General features: G+C 68.8%; 17 protein-coding genes. 7 read left to right on the plus strand and 10 right to left on the minus strand.

What is annotated here, in order from left to right; translation table 11 throughout:
• Positions 1–117: 117 nt before the first annotated feature.
• On the minus strand, positions 118–1,140 hold the full coding sequence (gene ruvB, locus Q0316_RS15425; protein ID WP_298674193.1) for a Holliday junction branch migration DNA helicase RuvB: 1,023 nt from the start codon (positions 1,138–1,140) through the stop codon (positions 118–120).
• A 62-nt stretch (positions 1,141–1,202) separates the two neighbouring features.
• Complete coding sequence (gene ruvA, locus Q0316_RS15430; RefSeq protein ID WP_298674194.1) at positions 1,203–1,805, minus strand: Holliday junction branch migration protein RuvA; 603 nt, start codon at positions 1,803–1,805, stop codon at positions 1,203–1,205.
• A gap of 215 nt (positions 1,806–2,020) precedes the next feature.
• On the opposite strand from ruvA, the gene Q0316_RS15435 reads away from it, so the two are divergent.
• Entirely contained in the window at positions 2,021–2,773 is a 753-nt protein-coding gene (locus Q0316_RS15435) for a hypothetical protein (RefSeq protein WP_298674195.1), read from the plus strand.
• Between the two features lie 337 nt (positions 2,774–3,110).
• On the opposite strand, the gene ruvC is transcribed toward Q0316_RS15435, so the two are convergent.
• Genes ruvC through Q0316_RS15450 form a run of 3 tightly spaced genes read right to left on the minus strand, consistent with a single transcriptional unit; the run spans position 3,111 to position 4,782 of the window.
• Positions 3,111–3,599 (minus strand): crossover junction endodeoxyribonuclease RuvC, encoded by a 489-nt coding sequence (ruvC, locus tag Q0316_RS15440; RefSeq protein ID WP_298674196.1) that lies wholly within the window; start codon positions 3,597–3,599, stop codon positions 3,111–3,113.
• Complete coding sequence (locus Q0316_RS15445; protein ID WP_298674197.1) at positions 3,596–3,988, minus strand: endonuclease domain-containing protein; 393 nt, start codon at positions 3,986–3,988, stop codon at positions 3,596–3,598. The genes ruvC and Q0316_RS15445 overlap by 4 nt, the downstream gene beginning before the upstream one ends.
• A 50-nt stretch (positions 3,989–4,038) precedes the next feature.
• Positions 4,039–4,782: a YebC/PmpR family DNA-binding transcriptional regulator gene (locus Q0316_RS15450; RefSeq protein ID WP_298674198.1), complete on the minus strand. Its 744-nt coding sequence runs from the start codon at positions 4,780–4,782 to the stop codon at positions 4,039–4,041.
• Between the two features lie 103 nt (positions 4,783–4,885).
• Between Q0316_RS15450 and pdxH the strand changes: the two genes are divergently transcribed.
• The 3 genes from pdxH to Q0316_RS15465 are packed head-to-tail and all read left to right on the plus strand — an operon-like array spanning position 4,886 to position 7,222.
• Complete coding sequence (pdxH, locus tag Q0316_RS15455) at positions 4,886–5,467, plus strand: pyridoxamine 5'-phosphate oxidase (protein ID WP_298674199.1); 582 nt, start codon at positions 4,886–4,888, stop codon at positions 5,465–5,467.
• Positions 5,464–6,411 carry a cation diffusion facilitator family transporter gene (locus tag Q0316_RS15460; RefSeq protein ID WP_298674200.1) on the plus strand — a complete coding sequence of 316 codons (948 nt, stop codon included), beginning with the start codon at positions 5,464–5,466 and terminating at the stop codon, positions 6,409–6,411. Before pdxH ends, Q0316_RS15460 begins: the two co-directional genes overlap by 4 nt.
• 13 nt (positions 6,412–6,424) lie before the next feature.
• Positions 6,425–7,222, plus strand: a complete 798-nt coding sequence (locus Q0316_RS15465) for a PhzF family phenazine biosynthesis protein (RefSeq protein WP_298674201.1) — start codon at positions 6,425–6,427, stop codon at positions 7,220–7,222.
• Between the two features lie 92 nt (positions 7,223–7,314).
• On the opposite strand, the gene Q0316_RS15470 is transcribed toward Q0316_RS15465, so the two are convergent.
• Both Q0316_RS15470 and Q0316_RS15475 read right to left on the minus strand, forming a co-directional pair.
• The gene (locus Q0316_RS15470; RefSeq protein ID WP_298674202.1) at positions 7,315–7,686 is read right to left on the minus strand and encodes a hypothetical protein; all 372 of its coding nucleotides are present in this window, start codon (positions 7,684–7,686) and stop codon (positions 7,315–7,317) included.
• The gene (locus Q0316_RS15475) at positions 7,683–8,351 is read right to left on the minus strand and encodes an EI24 domain-containing protein (RefSeq protein WP_298674203.1); all 669 of its coding nucleotides are present in this window, start codon (positions 8,349–8,351) and stop codon (positions 7,683–7,685) included. The genes Q0316_RS15470 and Q0316_RS15475 overlap by 4 nt, the downstream gene beginning before the upstream one ends.
• Before the next feature lie 123 nt (positions 8,352–8,474).
• Between Q0316_RS15475 and Q0316_RS15480 the strand changes: the two genes are divergently transcribed.
• The 3 genes from Q0316_RS15480 (at position 8,475) to Q0316_RS15490 (ending at position 12,282) form a co-directional block, all read left to right on the plus strand.
• Positions 8,475–9,458 (plus strand): adenosine kinase, encoded by a 984-nt coding sequence (locus Q0316_RS15480; RefSeq protein ID WP_298674204.1) that lies wholly within the window; start codon positions 8,475–8,477, stop codon positions 9,456–9,458.
• A gap of 93 nt (positions 9,459–9,551) precedes the next feature.
• Positions 9,552–11,990 (plus strand): ATP-dependent helicase HrpB, encoded by a 2,439-nt coding sequence (gene hrpB / locus Q0316_RS15485; protein ID WP_298674205.1) that lies wholly within the window; start codon positions 9,552–9,554, stop codon positions 11,988–11,990.
• Positions 11,991–12,000: 10 nt separating this feature from the next.
• Entirely contained in the window at positions 12,001–12,282 is a 282-nt protein-coding gene (locus tag Q0316_RS15490) for an ETC complex I subunit (protein ID WP_298674206.1), read from the plus strand.
• A gap of 29 nt (positions 12,283–12,311) precedes the next feature.
• On the opposite strand, the gene Q0316_RS15495 is transcribed toward Q0316_RS15490, so the two are convergent.
• Genes Q0316_RS15495 through Q0316_RS15505 form a run of 3 tightly spaced genes read right to left on the minus strand, consistent with a single transcriptional unit; the run spans position 12,312 to position 14,427 of the window.
• A complete protein-coding gene (locus tag Q0316_RS15495; RefSeq protein ID WP_298674207.1) occupies positions 12,312–12,830 on the minus strand; it encodes an NUDIX hydrolase in 519 nt (172 codons plus the stop codon).
• Positions 12,827–13,495 (minus strand): TPM domain-containing protein, encoded by a 669-nt coding sequence (locus Q0316_RS15500; protein ID WP_298674208.1) that lies wholly within the window; start codon positions 13,493–13,495, stop codon positions 12,827–12,829. The genes Q0316_RS15495 and Q0316_RS15500 overlap by 4 nt, the downstream gene beginning before the upstream one ends.
• Positions 13,495–14,427, minus strand: coding sequence for a TPM domain-containing protein (locus Q0316_RS15505; RefSeq protein ID WP_298674209.1), 933 nt, complete (start codon positions 14,425–14,427; stop codon positions 13,495–13,497). The genes Q0316_RS15500 and Q0316_RS15505 overlap by 1 nt, the downstream gene beginning before the upstream one ends.

Below are 14,427 nucleotides of genomic sequence, written 5' to 3' on the forward strand. Positions count from 1 at the left end.
TGACCAAATCGCAAATTCGACCCTTAGCGGCTAGGTTAGCGAAAGATTAATCTGCGATCGACGGGAAAGTTTTCCCGATGCGGGACATGTATGCGTTTTGGCCTGATCGGGCGGCGTTCAATCGAACAAGCCGTCCTGCGCGCCCGCCGGCGGATTCAGCCCCAGATGCTTCCAGCCGCCGGCGTTGAGCATCCGCCCTCGCGCGGTGCGCGCGACGAGGCCGAGCTGGATCAGATAGGGTTCGATCACTTCCTCGATCGTGTCGCGCGGCTCCGACAGACCGGCGGCGAGCGTTTCCACCCCCACCGGGCCGCCGCGATAAATGTCCGCGATCATCGTGAGATAGCGGCGATCCATCGCATCGAGCCCGAGGTTGTCCACCTCCAGCCGGTTGAGCGCGCGATCGGCGGCGGCGGCGTCCACCTCGATCGTTCCCGCGACATTGGCGAAATCGCGCACCCGGCGCAGCAGCCGCCCGGCGATCCGCGGGGTGCCGCGCGCGCGCCGCGCGATCTCCGCCGCGCCATCGCGGGCGATATGCAGATCGAGCAGCCGCGCCGCGCGCGAGACGACATGTTCCAGCTCATCCACGGTGTAGAATTGCAGGCGGACCGGGATGCCGAAACGATCGCGCAGCGGCGTGGTGAGCAGCCCCTGCCGCGTCGTCGCGCCGACCAGCGTGAAGCGCGGCAGATCAATCCTGACCGAGCGCGCCGAGGGGCCTTCGCCGATCATCAGATCGAGCGCGCGATCCTCCATCGCGGGATAGAGCACCTCCTCCACGGCGGGCTGGAGGCGGTGGATCTCGTCGATGAACAGCACATCGCCGTCCTCGAGATTGGTGAGCAGCGCGGCGAGATCGCCCGATTTGGCGATCACCGGGCCGGATGTCGCGCGAAAGCCCACCCCCATCTCGCGCGCGACGATCTGCGCCAGAGTCGTCTTGCCCAGGCCGGGGGGGCCGAACAGCAATACATGATCGAGCGCGTCGCCACGCCCCTTCGCCGCCTGAATGAACACGCGCAGATTCTCGCGCGCCGCCTTCTGCCCGACGAACTCGTCCAGCGTCTTGGGGCGCAGTGCTGCGTCCATATCCTCCGGCCGGCGGGCGGAGGTGAGCAGGCGATCGGCATCGGTCATCGCGGGGACATAGCCAGAACGCGCGCGGCGGGGGAAGCGAAATCGGGCGACGTGTTAGCGCGTCAGCGCGCCGCCTTGCGCAGCGCGAGGCGGACGAGCGCGTCGAGCGTGGCGCCGCCGCCCAGTTCCTCCTCCGCCGCGGTGACGGCGGCGCTCGCTTCCGCCGGGCGGAAGCCGAGGTTGAGCAGCGCCGACACCGCATCCGCGCCCGCGCCGCTTGCCATCGCGGCGGTGCCCCCCGAACCCGCCGGGCCGAGCACGATGCCGCCAGCCTTGTCCTTCAGTTCGCGCACGATGCGTTCGGCGAGCTTGGGGCCGACGCCGTTGGCGCGCGCGACCATCGCCTTGTCCTGCGCCGCGATCGCGCGCGACAGGTCCGCCGGCTCCAGCGCGGAAAGGATCGCCAGCGCCACCCGCGCGCCAACCCCCTGCACCCCGGTCAACAGCCTGAACCAATCCCGCTCATCGGCGCGCGCGAAGCCGACGAGGCGGATGAAATCATCCCCCACCAGCATCTCGGTGAACAACACGCACGCCTCGCCGACCGGCCCGATCGCGGCGAGCGTGCGCGACGAGGCGCCGACCAGATAGCCGACCCCGCCAACGTCGATCACCGCATGATCGAGCGCGATTTCCTCCAGCCGGCCCTTGAGATGCGCGATCATCGGGCGTCGACGGGGCGGGAAGGGGGAAGAAGGTGTCGCATGGCCGGCACATAACCGGAAAGGCGAAGGCGGCGGAAGCGGGTTTGATCGTGCGCCTTGCCGCCCGCGCCCGCAGCGTCAGGCCCGGTTCACAAATTCTGCGGTAACAAGGCGGCACACAGGCTTGGATAAGGTCCGCCCCCATGGCTATTCAGTGGCGCACAAGGACGTTGACGATGATCGCGGGCCTTGTCGCGGCGGCAAGCCCGATCACCGCCGCATCGGCCCAGAATTATCCCGCACCGCCCCCGCCGGATTATCCGCCGCCGCCGCCGCCAGCTCCATCGGGCGGGCAATATGACGAGCCGGGCGGCCAATATCCGCAATCGCCCGATTATCCCCAAACGCCCGACTATCGGCAGCAAGGCGGCTATGACACGGCGCCGCCGCCGGGATATGACGGATCGCAGCCGCCACCGCCGCCGCCGGGATATCAGCCGGACCCCGCCTATGCCGCGCAGCCCGATCAGGATCGCCGGTTCGAGGCTTATGCCGAGGATTGGGCGCAACGTTATTGCGTGCGGGCGAACAACAATACCGGCGCGGGCGCGGTGATCGGCGGCTTGCTCGGCGCGCTGGTCGGATCGAGCGTGGCCGGGCGGCATGATCGCGGGGCGGGCGTGATCGTCGGCGGGATCGCGGGGGCGGCGGGTGGCGCGGCGATCGGCAGCGCGAGCAGCCACGAAACCAGCCCCGGCTGCCCGCCGGGATATGTGGTGCGCGGCGGCGCCCCCGCTTTCTATTACGAAGGCTATGGCCAGCCATATTATTACGCCGCGCCGGGCTGGTATCGGCCCTGGGTGTTCATGGACCGGCGCTGGGTTTACCGGCCCTATCCGTATCACAATTGGTATTATCGCAATTACGGCTATGGCCGCCCCGGCTACGGCTATCGCGGTGGGCGCGGATACCGGTATCGCCCGTATTGATCTGACGGCGGTGGACTTGGCTTGGGGCGCAAGCTCAATCAGGACAGTGCCGTGACGGAGCGGATTTTGGTGTCAGGCAAGAAGCAAGGAGGGTGCGATGCTCAAGCATCATGACCGACGCCGCGACGCCGCATGACGCCAAATCCGCCCGCCGCACCGCGGGCTTCTCCGCGCGATCACGACGCTGTCCTGATCGAGTTTGAACCCAAGGGTCGATCTGGCCTGAATGTCGATCGGCCCTGGAGCGGCGATCCGCCCGCATCGGATCGGCGCTTTATTTCCCTTTGTTTGCCGCGAATTACGAGACGGCGGCGGATTCGGCCTGCCGTGAATCGCGCTAGCCAATCCCCGCGCGGCGGCTCGCCAGATGATGCGCGTGGGTGATCGCGACGGCGAGCGCGTCTGCGGCATCGGCGCCCGCGATCTTCACGCCCGGCAGCAGCCGCGCGACCATCGCATGGACCTGCGCCTTGTCTGCATTGCCGACACCGACCACCGCTTTCTTCACCAGCCGCGCGGCATATTCGCCCGGTTCGATCCCCGCGCGCGCCACCGCGAGCAGCACGACGCCGCGCGCCTGCCCAAGCTTCAGCGTGGATTGCGGATTGGCGTTGACGAACACCTCCTCCACCGCCGCCGCCTGTGGCGCATGATCGGCGATCAGCGCGGCGAGCATCGTATCGAGATCCGCGAGCCGCCGCGCGAGCGGCTCGGCGGTGTCGGTCTTCAGCCGGCCATTGGCGAGATGCGACAGCCGGTTGCCCTCCGCCCGGATCACGCCCCAGCCGGTGGTGCCGAGGCCGGGATCGAGGCCCAATATAATCAAAGCCTCTCCCCTTCAGGGGAGGGGTTGGGGTGGGGGGCGGACCAGCGATCGGGTCGGCTGATGAGTACCGCTGCGATCGTCAGCATGACACCCTCCATATTCTCGCGAACCTCGGCGTTGGTGAAGCGCAAGGTGTGGAAGCCTTGTTGCGTGAGGTCGGCATCGCGGCGGCGATCGGCGGCGGGATCATGCGTGTCGCCGTCGATCTCCACCACCGATCCCTTCGCCGGACAGAAGAAGTCGCAGATGTAACCGCCGATTACCGCTTGCCGACGGAATTTGTGGCCGGTTTGGGAATTGGAGAGACGGCGCCACAGGCGTTTTTCCCATTCCGTCGGGTTGCGGCGCATTTCCGCCGCGCGATCCAGCAATTCGCGCTCCGTCGGCATGACATTTCCCCACCCCAAACCCCTCCCCTGAAGGGGAGGGGCTTATAAGGTCAGCCGAGCTTTTCCATCACTTCGTCGGACACTTCGTAATTGCCCCACACCTGCTGCACATCGTCGTCATCGTCGAGCGTGTCGATCAGCTTGAACAAGGTGGCGGCGTCGCTTTCGTCGACCTGCACGTTGGTCTGCGGGCGCCAGGCGAGCTTTGCGCCCTCATATTCGCCGAGCACCGGCTCCAGCGCGCGGGCGACTTCGTGGAGATCGGCCTGTGCCGTCCAGATCTCATGCCCTTCGTCGCTCGACTGCACGTCTTCCGCGCCGGCCTCAAGTGCTGCCTCGAACACCTTTTCTGCGTCGCCGACGCTCGCCGGATAGGTAATCAGCCCCATCCGGTCGAAACCGTGGCTGACCGAGCCGGACGCGCCAAGGTTGCCGCCGTTCTTGCTCACGGCGGTGCGCACGTTGGTGGCGGTGCGGTTGCGATTGTCGGTCAGCGCCTCGATGATGAGGCTCACCCCGCCGGGGCCGAAGCCCTCGTAGCGGACTTCCTCGTAATTCTCCGCGTCGCCGCGCGTCGCCTTGTCGATCGCGCGCGCGATATTGTCCTTCGGCATCGACGCCGCCTTGGCCGCATTGACCGCGGCGCGCAGGCGCGGGTTCATATCCGGATCGGGCGTGCCCATCTTCGCCGCGACGGTGATTTCGCGGCTGAGCTTGGAGAATGCCGCGGAACGCTTCTTATCCTGCGCGCCCTTGCGGTGCATGATGTTCTTGAATTTGGAATGGCCTGCCATGGGGACTCCGGGAAATCTGTGGCGCGTCCTGTAGGCGCGTGGGCGGGCCTGCTCAAGATACGTGCGATGGCGCGAAGCGTGGTCGCCCGCTATGGGAGTGCCGATGACTGATGATCCATTCGCCCTGTTCGATGCCTGGTATGCCGAGGCGCGCGCCAGCGAGCCGAACGATTCCAATGCGATGGCGCTGGCGACGGCGGATGCGCGGGGGCGCCCGTCGGTGCGGATGGTGCTGCTGAAAGGGCATGGCCGCGACGGTTTCGTCTTCTACACCAATCGCGAGGGGCGCAAGGCGGGCGATCTGGCGGCGAATCCCCATGCCGCCTTGCTGTTCCACTGGAAGTCGCTGCGCCGCCAGATTCGCATCGAAGGGCCGGTGACGCTGGCGAGCGACGCCGAGAGCGACGCCTATTTCGCGACGCGCAGCCGCGATTCGCAGCTTGGCGCATGGGCATCCGATCAATCGCGCCCGCTCGATCGCCGTGAGACGTTCGAGGCGCGTTTCGAGGAGGTGAGCGCGCGCTTCGCGGGCGCAGACGTGCCGCGCCCGCCGCATTGGGGCGGCTATCGCGTCACGCCCGAACGGATCGAATTCTGGCAGGATCGCGCGCACCGCCTGCATGAGCGCCGCCTGTTCCTTCCCGACGGAACCGGCGGGTGGAGCGAGGGATTGCTTTATCCATGACCCGCGAGGAACGCCGCCGCATCATCCCGCTTGCCATGCGCGCCGCCATGGCGAGCGTGGCGATGGCGAGCGGGCTGCTGATCCTGAAGGGCTTTGGCGCGTGGCATACTGGATCGGTGGCGATGCTCGGCTCGCTTGCCGATACCGCGCTCGATCTGCTGGCGAGCCTCGTCACGCTTTACGGCGTGAAGCTGGCGGCGGAGCCGGCGGATCACGATCACCGTTTCGGCCACGGCAAGGCGGAGGCGCTGGCCGCATTGTTCCAGGTCGCGCTGATTACCGCATCCGCCGCCGCGATCGCGTGGCGCGCGGTGGTGGCGCTCAGCGACCCGCAGCCGACGCATGACGCGGGGACGGGGATCGCCGTATCGGTGGCGGCGATCGCGGCGACGTTGCTGCTGCTATGGTATCAGCGGACGATCATCCGCCGCACCGGATCGGTGGCGATCATGGCGGATAACCTGCATTACCAATCCGATGCGCTGCTCAACGGATCGGTGATCGTCGCGCTGGTGCTCGATCAGTTCATCGGGTGGAGCTGGGCGGACCCGGTGTTCGGCATCGTCATCGCGATGTGGCTCGCCTATGGGGCGTTCCAGGCGTCCAGCCAGGCGATCGACCAGTTGATGGATAAGGAATGGTCCGAGGATCAGCGCCGCGCCTATATCGAGGTCGCCGCGCGCCAGCCGGGGGTTCGCGGCATCCACGATTTCCGCACGCGCCGTTCGGGCAGCCATGATTTCGCGCAATTTCATATGGAGGTTGCCCGCGATCTGACCGTCGCGCAGGCGCATGATATCGTCGAGAGCATGGAGCGGCGCCTGCGCGATGCCTTTCCCAAGGTGGAGGTGCTGATCCACCTCGATCCCGAGGGGCATGTCGATACGGATAACCCGCTGATCGAAGCGGATGTCACGCCGCACTGGTTCGGCAAGCGCGTGTGATCGGGGAGGCGAGATGAGGATAGGGTTCGCGCAGATCGACGCTTTCGCCAGCGCGGCGTTCGCGGGCAATCCGGCGGCGGTGATGCCGCTTTCCGCATGGCTGGACGATGCGACGCTCCAGGCAATCGCGGCGGAGAACAATTTATCCGAAACCGCGTTCCTGATCCCCGATGCGAGCGGGGAGGCGGATTTCGAGCTGCGCTGGTTCACCCCCGCCGCGGAGGTTGCTCTATGCGGCCATGCGACGCTGGCGAGCGGGCATTTCGTGCTGTCTGGCGACGACGCGCGCCAGCGGGTGCGCTTCCGCACGCGCAAGGCGGGCGTGCTGGAGGTGGCGCGTGACGGCGCGGGCTATGCCATGGCGCTGCCGGCCTGGGCGCCGTCGCCGAAACCGCTACCCGCGATCGTCGCCGCGCTGGGGCTTGGCGAGGCGGTGGAAACCTTGTGGCATGAGAGCCGCTACGGCCTCGTCGTGGTGAAGGATGCCGCGACCGTGCGCGCGCTCGATCCCGATTTCCGCGCGCTGGCGCGGGAGGGCGATCTGCTCACCATCGTTACCGCGCCGGGCGACGATACGGATATCATCAGCCGCGCCTTCGCGCCGGGGGCGGGGATCGACGAGGATCCGGTGACCGGCTCCGCCCATGCGGTGATGGTGCCTTATTGGGCGCGTCGGCTGGGGCGCGATACGTTCAGCGCCTGGCAGGCGAGCGCGCGCGGCGGGCGGCTGTCATGCCGGTTCACGGGGGATCGCGTCGTGCTGGGCGGCGATTGCGTGACGGTGATCGAGGGCGTGTTTCTGCTCGGGTAAGGCGGTTCCGGCCCGCTCCCCCACCCCGCCTCCCATTCAGGATACTGGCGGGGGAGGCGGGGTGGGGGAGCGGGCCGGCGCCGCGACAAAAACTACCTCCCGCCCTCGCGCCGGGTGAGCGCCGCGACGCAGCTTGCCCGGTCGATCGCGCTGCCATCCGCCTCGCGCGCGTCGATATAGGTGACGCGCGGCTCATCCGATCCGCGCGGATAGAGATAGGCGTCGAGAACGCAGATGCGGCTGGTGAACTGGAGCTTGCGCGCATTGCCTTCGCGCACGTCCGCATCGGGCTGGCCGAACAACTTGACCAGCGCGGCCGCGTCATGCCCGATCACGCGCTCCAGCCCGGTCGAGCTATAGGGCACGGTTACGACAGCCGGGGTGGCGGGCGGCGGGGCCGCGCCGGTCGAGGCGCAGCCCGCCAGCAATGCCGCCATCGCCACAACCGCCAGGCCAGTTCTCATTGCCGTCCCCGATGAAACAGATGCGTCGCCATCGCCGCGCCAAGCACCGGCGCGAGGATGTTGAGGAGCGGAACCACGAACAGCCCCGTCGCCGCAAGGCCGAGCAGGAAGCGTTGCGCGCGGTTCGTCCGGCGCCACGCGCGCATCGCCGCATCGTCCATGTGCCGCGCCGCGACCATATCGCCCAGATCGCGCCCGAGCAGCCAGCCGTTGACCGCGAAGAACAGCGCCGCCGTGCCGATCCCGGTAATCAGCAGCACCGCATAGACGGGCACGAGCAACAGGTTGATCGCGATGAAGCGCGCGCCCGAGCGCAGCCCCATCACCAGCGCGCGGTGGAAGGAAATCGCCCGCGCCGAGGCGAGCGCGGCAGGATAATGTTTCGCCTCCACCGCCGCGACCACATCGTCGGCGAACAGCCCCACCGCCAGCACCGCCACCGCGCGGAACAGGAACCAGAAGGCGAGCGCGATCAGCACCAGCGTCGCGGCGGAGGCGAGTTCGTCATGCCATGCCGATCGCGCGAGCAGCCCTTCCATGCCCCACCACAGGGCGATGCCGAGCGCCGCGAACAATGCGAGCGTGACGAGCAGGCTCTTGCCCAGCACCCTGAGGATGCGTGGATCGCCCAATTGGGCGAGCGACAGGGCAAGGGCGCCGAACATTGCCGCCCCAGATGCGTGGCTACGGGCGGTTGCGCAAGGCGCGGCACGCCACTAACGCACCGCGGTTTACGTTCGCGCCGGGCTTTCGCCGGTATTGAACGATGAGATACCGGAGACAGTTTCTTGACCAGGCCCAATTACGCGGTCGTCGCGATCGGCAATGCGATCGTCGACATCATCGCCCCCGCCACCGACGATTTCATCACCGACAACGGCATGACCAAGGGCGCGATGCAGCTCGTCTTCTCGCCCGAGGAGGCCGACGCGCTTTATGCGAAGATGGGGCCGGGGCAGGAGATTTCGGGCGGATCGGCGGCGAACACGATCGCGGGCATCGCCTCATTGGGCGGCAAATGCGGCTTCATCGGGCAGGTCGCCGACGATCAGCTCGGGCAGGTTTTCGGGCATGACATCCGCTCCGCCGGCATCCGTTTCGATACGGCCTCGCGCCCCGGCCAGCCCAGCACCGGGCGTTGCCTGATCTTCGTGACGCCCGATGGGCAGCGCACGATGAACACCTTCCTCGGCGCGTCGCACTATCTGCCCGCGCAGGCGCTGGATCGCGATCTGATCGCCGATGCCGCCTATCTCTATCTCGAAGGCTATCTGTGGGATCCCGAGGAGCCGCGCGCGGCGATGCGCGCCGCGATCGACGTGGCGCGCGCGGCGGGGCGCAAGGTGGCGTTCACGCTGTCGGCGGAGTTCGTCATCGAGCGGCATCGCGCGGCGTTTCACGATCTGATCGAACACGGGCTGATCGACGTGCTGTTCGCCAATGAGGCGGAGATCATGTGCCTGACCGAAACCGCCGATGTTGAAGCGGCGATCGCGGCGGTGCGGGCGAAGGTGCCGCTGCTGGTGGTGACGCTGAGCGAGAAGGGCGCGCTGGCGATCGCGGGGGACAAGCGCGTTCACGCCCCCGCCGCGCCGGTCGACAAGGTGATCGACACCACCGGCGCGGGCGATCTGTTCGCAGCGGGCTTCCTTCATGCGCAGGCGCAGGGGAGCGATCTGGCGCATTCGCTGCGGCTCGGCGCGATCTGCGCGGCGGAGGTAATCAGCCATTATGGCGCGCGGCCGCTGGTGGATCTGAAGACGCTGGCCTGATCGGTGGCATACAAGCCCCTCCCCTGAAGGGGAGGGGTGACCAGGCGCGCGGCACTTCGACAAATTCCGCCCGAACGGGCTAAAGGGCCGATCGTGTCGCCTGATCTTCCCATCCACGCCGTGCTCCCCGATCTGCTCGCCGCGTTGCGCGTGGGGTCGGGCGTGGTGCTGGTCGCGCCGCCGGGGGCGGGCAAGACGACGGCGGTGGCGCCCGCGCTGATCGCGGAAGGCTGGTGCACGGGCGAGGTGCTGCTGCTCTCGCCGCGCCGGCTCGCGGCGCGCGCGGCGGCGGAGCGGATGGCGGCGCTGGCCGGGGAGCCGGTGGGGCAGACGTTCGGCTATGCCACGCGGCTGGACAGCAAGCGTTCGGCGAAAACCCGCGTGACCGTGGTGACGGAGGGCATTTTCGTCGCGCGCATCCAGAGCGATCCCGAACTGGCGGGGGTTTCCGCCGTGCTGTTCGACGAAGTGCACGAGCGCAGCCTCGATGGCGATTTCGGCCTTGCGCTGGCGATCGACGCGCAGGGGGGATTGCGCCCCGATCTGCGGCTGGTGGCGATGTCCGCCACGCTCGACGGCGCGCGCTTCGCCCGGCTGCTCGGCGACGCGCCGGTGATCGAGAGCGCGGGGCGTAGCTGGCCGCTCGAACTGCGCTATATCGCGCGCGGCGGGGAGACGCGGATAGAGGATGCGGTGGCGGGCGCGGTGCGGCAGGCGCTGCGCGAAACGGCGGATGGCGTGCTCGCCTTCCTCCCCGGCGTGGCCGAGATCGAGCGCACCGCCGAGCGGCTGGAGGGAATCGCGGGTGTCGCGCTCCACAAGCTCCACGGCAGCCTCGATCCGGCAGCGCAGCGCGCGGCGATCCGGCCCGAGCCGGATGGCGCGCGCAAACTGGTGCTCGCCACCTCGATCGCGGAGACCAGCCTGACGCTCGACGGGATCGGCGTGGTGGTCGATTCCGGCCTCGCACGGCGCCCGCGCTACGATCGCGCGGCGGGGATGACGCGGCTCGTCACCGAACGCGCGAGCCAGGCGGCGGTGACGCAGCGCGCCGGGCGCGCCGCGCGGCAGCGGCCAGGCGTTGCCTATCGCCTGTGGGAAGAAGCCGCCACCGCAGGGCTGCCGCGCTTCGATCCGCCGGAGATTCTGGAGGCGGACCTCTCCGCGCTGGTGCTGGCCTGCGCGATCTGGGGCGTCGCCGATCCGCGCGATCTGGCATGGATCGACGCGCCGCCGGAAGCGGCGGTGGCGGAAGCGCGCGCGCGGCTTACGACGCTGGAGGCGGTGGACGCGGATAGCCGCCCGACCGCGCATGGCCGCGCGATCGCCGCTTTGCCGATGCCGCCACGGCTGGCGCACATGCTCGTGCGGGCTGGGGAAATGGGGCTGGGAAGCGTGGCGGCGGAGGTCGCGGTGTTGCTCGGCGAGCGCGGGCTGGGCGGCAATGACGCCGATCTCGAACTGCGGCTGCGGCGCTGGCGGGGGGACCGTTCGCGCAAGGCGGATGCCGCGCGCGACCTCGCGGCGCGCTGGGCGAAGCTGGTCGGCGGGAATACGGGGGCTGAGGGGATCGCGACCTGTATCGCGCTCGCCTTCCCCGATCGTGTCGCGCGGCGGCGCGATGCCTCTGGCGAGCGCTGGGCGTCGGTCGGCGGGCGTGGGTTCAGGCTCGATCCGGCCTCGCCGCTGGCGCGGGGCGAATGGCTCGCGGTGGCGGAGACGCAGGGGATGGCGGCGGGCGCGCGCATCCTTTCGGCGGCGGCGATCGAGGTGGAGACAGTGGAGGCGCTGTTCGCGGATCGGATCGAGACGCGCCATACTGCCGAGTTCGATCCAGCGAGCGGCGCGGTGCGGCCTTTGCGCGAACGGCGGCTCGGCGCGGTGCGGCTGTCGAGCGGGCCGGATGCGAATGCGTCGCCGGTGGCGATCGCGGCGGCGCTGGTCGCGGGCGTGCGGCGCCATGGCCTCGATCTGCTGCCATGGAGCGAGGGCGCGCGCGCGCTCCGGGTGCGGGCGGGCTATGCGGGCGTGGCGCTGGACGATGCCGCGCTGGCGGCGCGGCTTGACGAATGGCTGCCGGCGGTGGTCGAGGGGCGGCGGCGGCTCGATGCGATCCCGCCGGGCGCGCTCACCGATGCGATCCGGGGCCTTTTGTCATGGGACGATCTCCAGCGCATCGAGCGCGTTGCCCCGGCCCATTTCACCAGCCCCGCCGGCAGCACCCACGCGATCGACTATGGCGCCGACGGGGGGCCGCGCGTCGAATTGCGCGTGCAGGCGCTGTTCGGCCTTGCCGAGCATCCGGTGGTGGGGGAGGGGCGCGTGCCGCTCGTCCTGTCGCTCACATCGCCCGCCGGGCGCCCGATCCAGACGACGCGCGATCTGCCCGGTTTCTGGGCGGGAAGCTGGGCGGCGGTGGCGAAGGAAATGCGTGGCCGCTACCCGCGCCATCCATGGCCGGACGATCCGGCGGGTGCCAATGCGACGCTCCGGACGAAAAATGCCGATGCAAGGCGCAAACATTCGGGCTAAGGGGCACGTCATGCCTATCGCTCGTATCTACCAGCGCCCGAAAAATGCCATGCAATCGGGCAAGCACCGCACCGATTGCTGGATGCTCGAATTCGAACCGGCCGAGGCGAAGCAGCCCGATCCGCTGACCGGCTGGGCCGGCAGCGGTGACACCCGCGATCAGGTGCGGATGATGTTCCCGACGAGCGCGGCGGCGATCGCCTATGCCGAGCGCGAAGGGCTGGCCTTTTCGGTGACCCCGACGCCGACGCGCACGCTCAAGTTGCAGACCTACGCCGATAATTTTCGCTGAGGCGCGCGTGGGGCGTCCGCGCCCCGGCGTCAGGCGCTGGGCGCCAGCGTGTCCGCGAGCAGCAGCATCAGCTTGACGTCGATCGCGACGCCCTCGGCGCGTTTGCGCGTGACGAAGGCGGCGATCTCGCGGCGCGGAACGCGGTGGACGATGATATTCTCGTCCGCATCGCCGCCGCCTTCGCCAACCTTCACCAGATCGTGCGCGCGGACAAAGGTGAAGCCTTCGCTGACCATGCCGGGAGAGGAATGGAAAGCGCCGAGCAGCTCAACCCGCCCGGCGCGATAGCCGGTTTCCTCCTCCAGCTCACGGATCGCGGCTGGCGCGATATCCTCGCCCGCCTGTTCGTCGCCGACGAGGCCGGCGGGCAGCTCCAAGCAATTGCGGCCCAGCGGCACGCGATATTGCTCGACGAGGATCACCTCGTCCGCCGGGGTGATGGCGAGGATCACCGCCGCGCCGATCCCCCGGCTGCGCGCGGCATATTCCCATTTGCCGTCCTTCATCATGCGGATGAAGCGGCCCTCCCAAACGGTTTCAGCGGTCATAGGATGATAAGCCGATCCGGCAGTTCATTGATATCGCCCGGCGTGCGCGGGAAATGTTCGCCCAGCACCAGCCCGATCTGCCCCACCGCGGCGGCCATGCCGTCCGCCGGATGCTCCTCGCGCAGCGGGCCGACCAGCGCCGCCATCGCGGCACCCCAGGTGGCATCGGGCACGCGATCGTGGATCGCGGCATCCGCGATGATTTCCGCGCGGCGCTCATCAAGGCTGAGATAGAGCAGCACCCCGGTTGACCCGATCGTGCGCTTCTCGGCGGCGGCGCGGAAGATGGCGAGCGCGCGGGCGCGGACGCGGCGTGATTTGGTCGCCCCCGGCGTCAGCGCCAGCCGCAGCGGGCGCCACGCGAAGATGCCGCGACAGGCGAGAAAGGTGATCGCGACGAGGAACAGCGCGATGGTCAGCGTCGCGCGGATCGAAACCACCGGCGCCCATGGATCGACCAGCAGATGCACCCGCTCGATCGCCACCGGGAAGGTCGCCAGCAACGCCACCACCAGCAGCATCACCAGCAATGTCCAGTGCAGCGCGACATCGTGATAGGCATCGGATGCGCGCGCCACGACGGTGACGATTTCGCCATCGGTGCCTGCCTCCGCCGCCGTCACCGCCGCGGTGACGCGATCGCGATCCTCAGCCGTCATCCGCATCACCAGCCCCCCGACGCGCCGCCGCCGCCGCCCGATCCGCCGCCGCCGCCGCCGAAGCCGCCATCGCCCCAGCCACCGCCGCCGCCATCGCCGTCACCCCAGCCGCCACCGCCGCCACCGCCACGGCGACCGATCTCATTGACGATCGACCATAATATGATCGGCAGCGCGCCGGAGCCGTCTCCGCCATAGCGTTGCCCCTTCCCACCGCGTCGCGCGAAGGAAAGCAGGACGAACAGCATCACCATCCCCCAGAACACCAGCCCGAGCGGGATGCCGCCGCCGCCGCGCTGCGCCTTGTGCGTCTGGTCGAACTGTTTCACCGCCGCGTTCAGCCGCGCCTGCGCCTCCTCCGGCGAGGCGCGGAGCTGGGCGATGATCGCATCGGTGCCGGCCTCGATCCCGCCGGCCATGTCGCCCGCCTTGAAGCGGGGGAGGACATCATTGTTGATAATGACGCTGGACAAGGCATCGGTAAGGAATGGTTCGAGCCCGTAGCCCACCTCGATCCGCAGCTTGCGATCGTTCGGCGCGATGACGAACAGCGCGCCGTTGTTCACGTCCTTCAGCCCCACGCCCCAGGCGCGCAGCAGCTTGTTGCTATATTCCTCGATCGGATAGCCCTGCAGATCCCTGATCGTGACGACGGCGACCTGCCGCTTGGTATCACGCTGCAACGCCGCCAGCTTCTGCGTAAGCTCCGCCTGCACCTGGGGCGAGAGGATGCCGGCGTCGTCCACCACGAAGCCGGTGAATTTGGGGAAGGTCTGCGCGCCGGCGGGTGACGCGAGGGCGACAAGCAGCGCCGCCGCCAGCGCGAGCAACACCCACAGCAGCCGGCGCGCCCACGCCAGCCGGCGCGCATAATCTTGCACGAACGCATTTGCCCCGGCCTGCGCCGGATGGGCGATCGGACGGGGGCGCATCGTCAT

The organism is uncultured Sphingomonas sp. (assembly GCF_937871615.1).
Taxonomy (GTDB): Bacteria; Pseudomonadota; Alphaproteobacteria; order Sphingomonadales; family Sphingomonadaceae; genus Sphingomonas.

Bases quoted from the DNA above. Each gene is read 5' to 3' on its own strand.
- ruvB (WP_298674193.1), bottom strand. From the start codon at position 1,140: ATGACCGATGCCGATCGCCTGCTCACCTCCGCCCGCCGGCCGGAGGAT.
- ruvA (WP_298674194.1), bottom strand. From the start codon at position 1,805: ATGATCGCGCATCTCAAGGGCCGGCTGGAGGAAATCGCGCTCGATCAT.
- Q0316_RS15435 (WP_298674195.1), top strand. From the start codon at position 2,021: ATGATCGCGGGCCTTGTCGCGGCGGCAAGCCCGATCACCGCCGCATCG.
- Q0316_RS15445 (WP_298674197.1), bottom strand. From the start codon at position 3,988: ATGCCGACGGAGCGCGAATTGCTGGATCGCGCGGCGGAAATGCGCCGC.
- Q0316_RS15450 (WP_298674198.1), bottom strand. From the start codon at position 4,782: ATGGCAGGCCATTCCAAATTCAAGAACATCATGCACCGCAAGGGCGCG.
- pdxH (WP_298674199.1), top strand. From the start codon at position 4,886: ATGACTGATGATCCATTCGCCCTGTTCGATGCCTGGTATGCCGAGGCG.
- Q0316_RS15460 (WP_298674200.1), top strand. From the start codon at position 5,464: ATGACCCGCGAGGAACGCCGCCGCATCATCCCGCTTGCCATGCGCGCC.
- Q0316_RS15465 (WP_298674201.1), top strand. From the start codon at position 6,425: ATGAGGATAGGGTTCGCGCAGATCGACGCTTTCGCCAGCGCGGCGTTC.
- Q0316_RS15470 (WP_298674202.1), bottom strand. From the start codon at position 7,686: ATGAGAACTGGCCTGGCGGTTGTGGCGATGGCGGCATTGCTGGCGGGC.
- Q0316_RS15475 (WP_298674203.1), bottom strand. From the start codon at position 8,351: ATGTTCGGCGCCCTTGCCCTGTCGCTCGCCCAATTGGGCGATCCACGC.
- Q0316_RS15490 (WP_298674206.1), top strand. From the start codon at position 12,001: ATGCCTATCGCTCGTATCTACCAGCGCCCGAAAAATGCCATGCAATCG.
- Q0316_RS15495 (WP_298674207.1), bottom strand. From the start codon at position 12,830: ATGACCGCTGAAACCGTTTGGGAGGGCCGCTTCATCCGCATGATGAAG.
- Q0316_RS15500 (WP_298674208.1), bottom strand. From the start codon at position 13,495: ATGCGGATGACGGCTGAGGATCGCGATCGCGTCACCGCGGCGGTGACG.
- Q0316_RS15505 (WP_298674209.1), bottom strand. From the start codon at position 14,427: ATGACGATGCGCCCCCGTCCGATCGCCCATCCGGCGCAGGCCGGGGCA.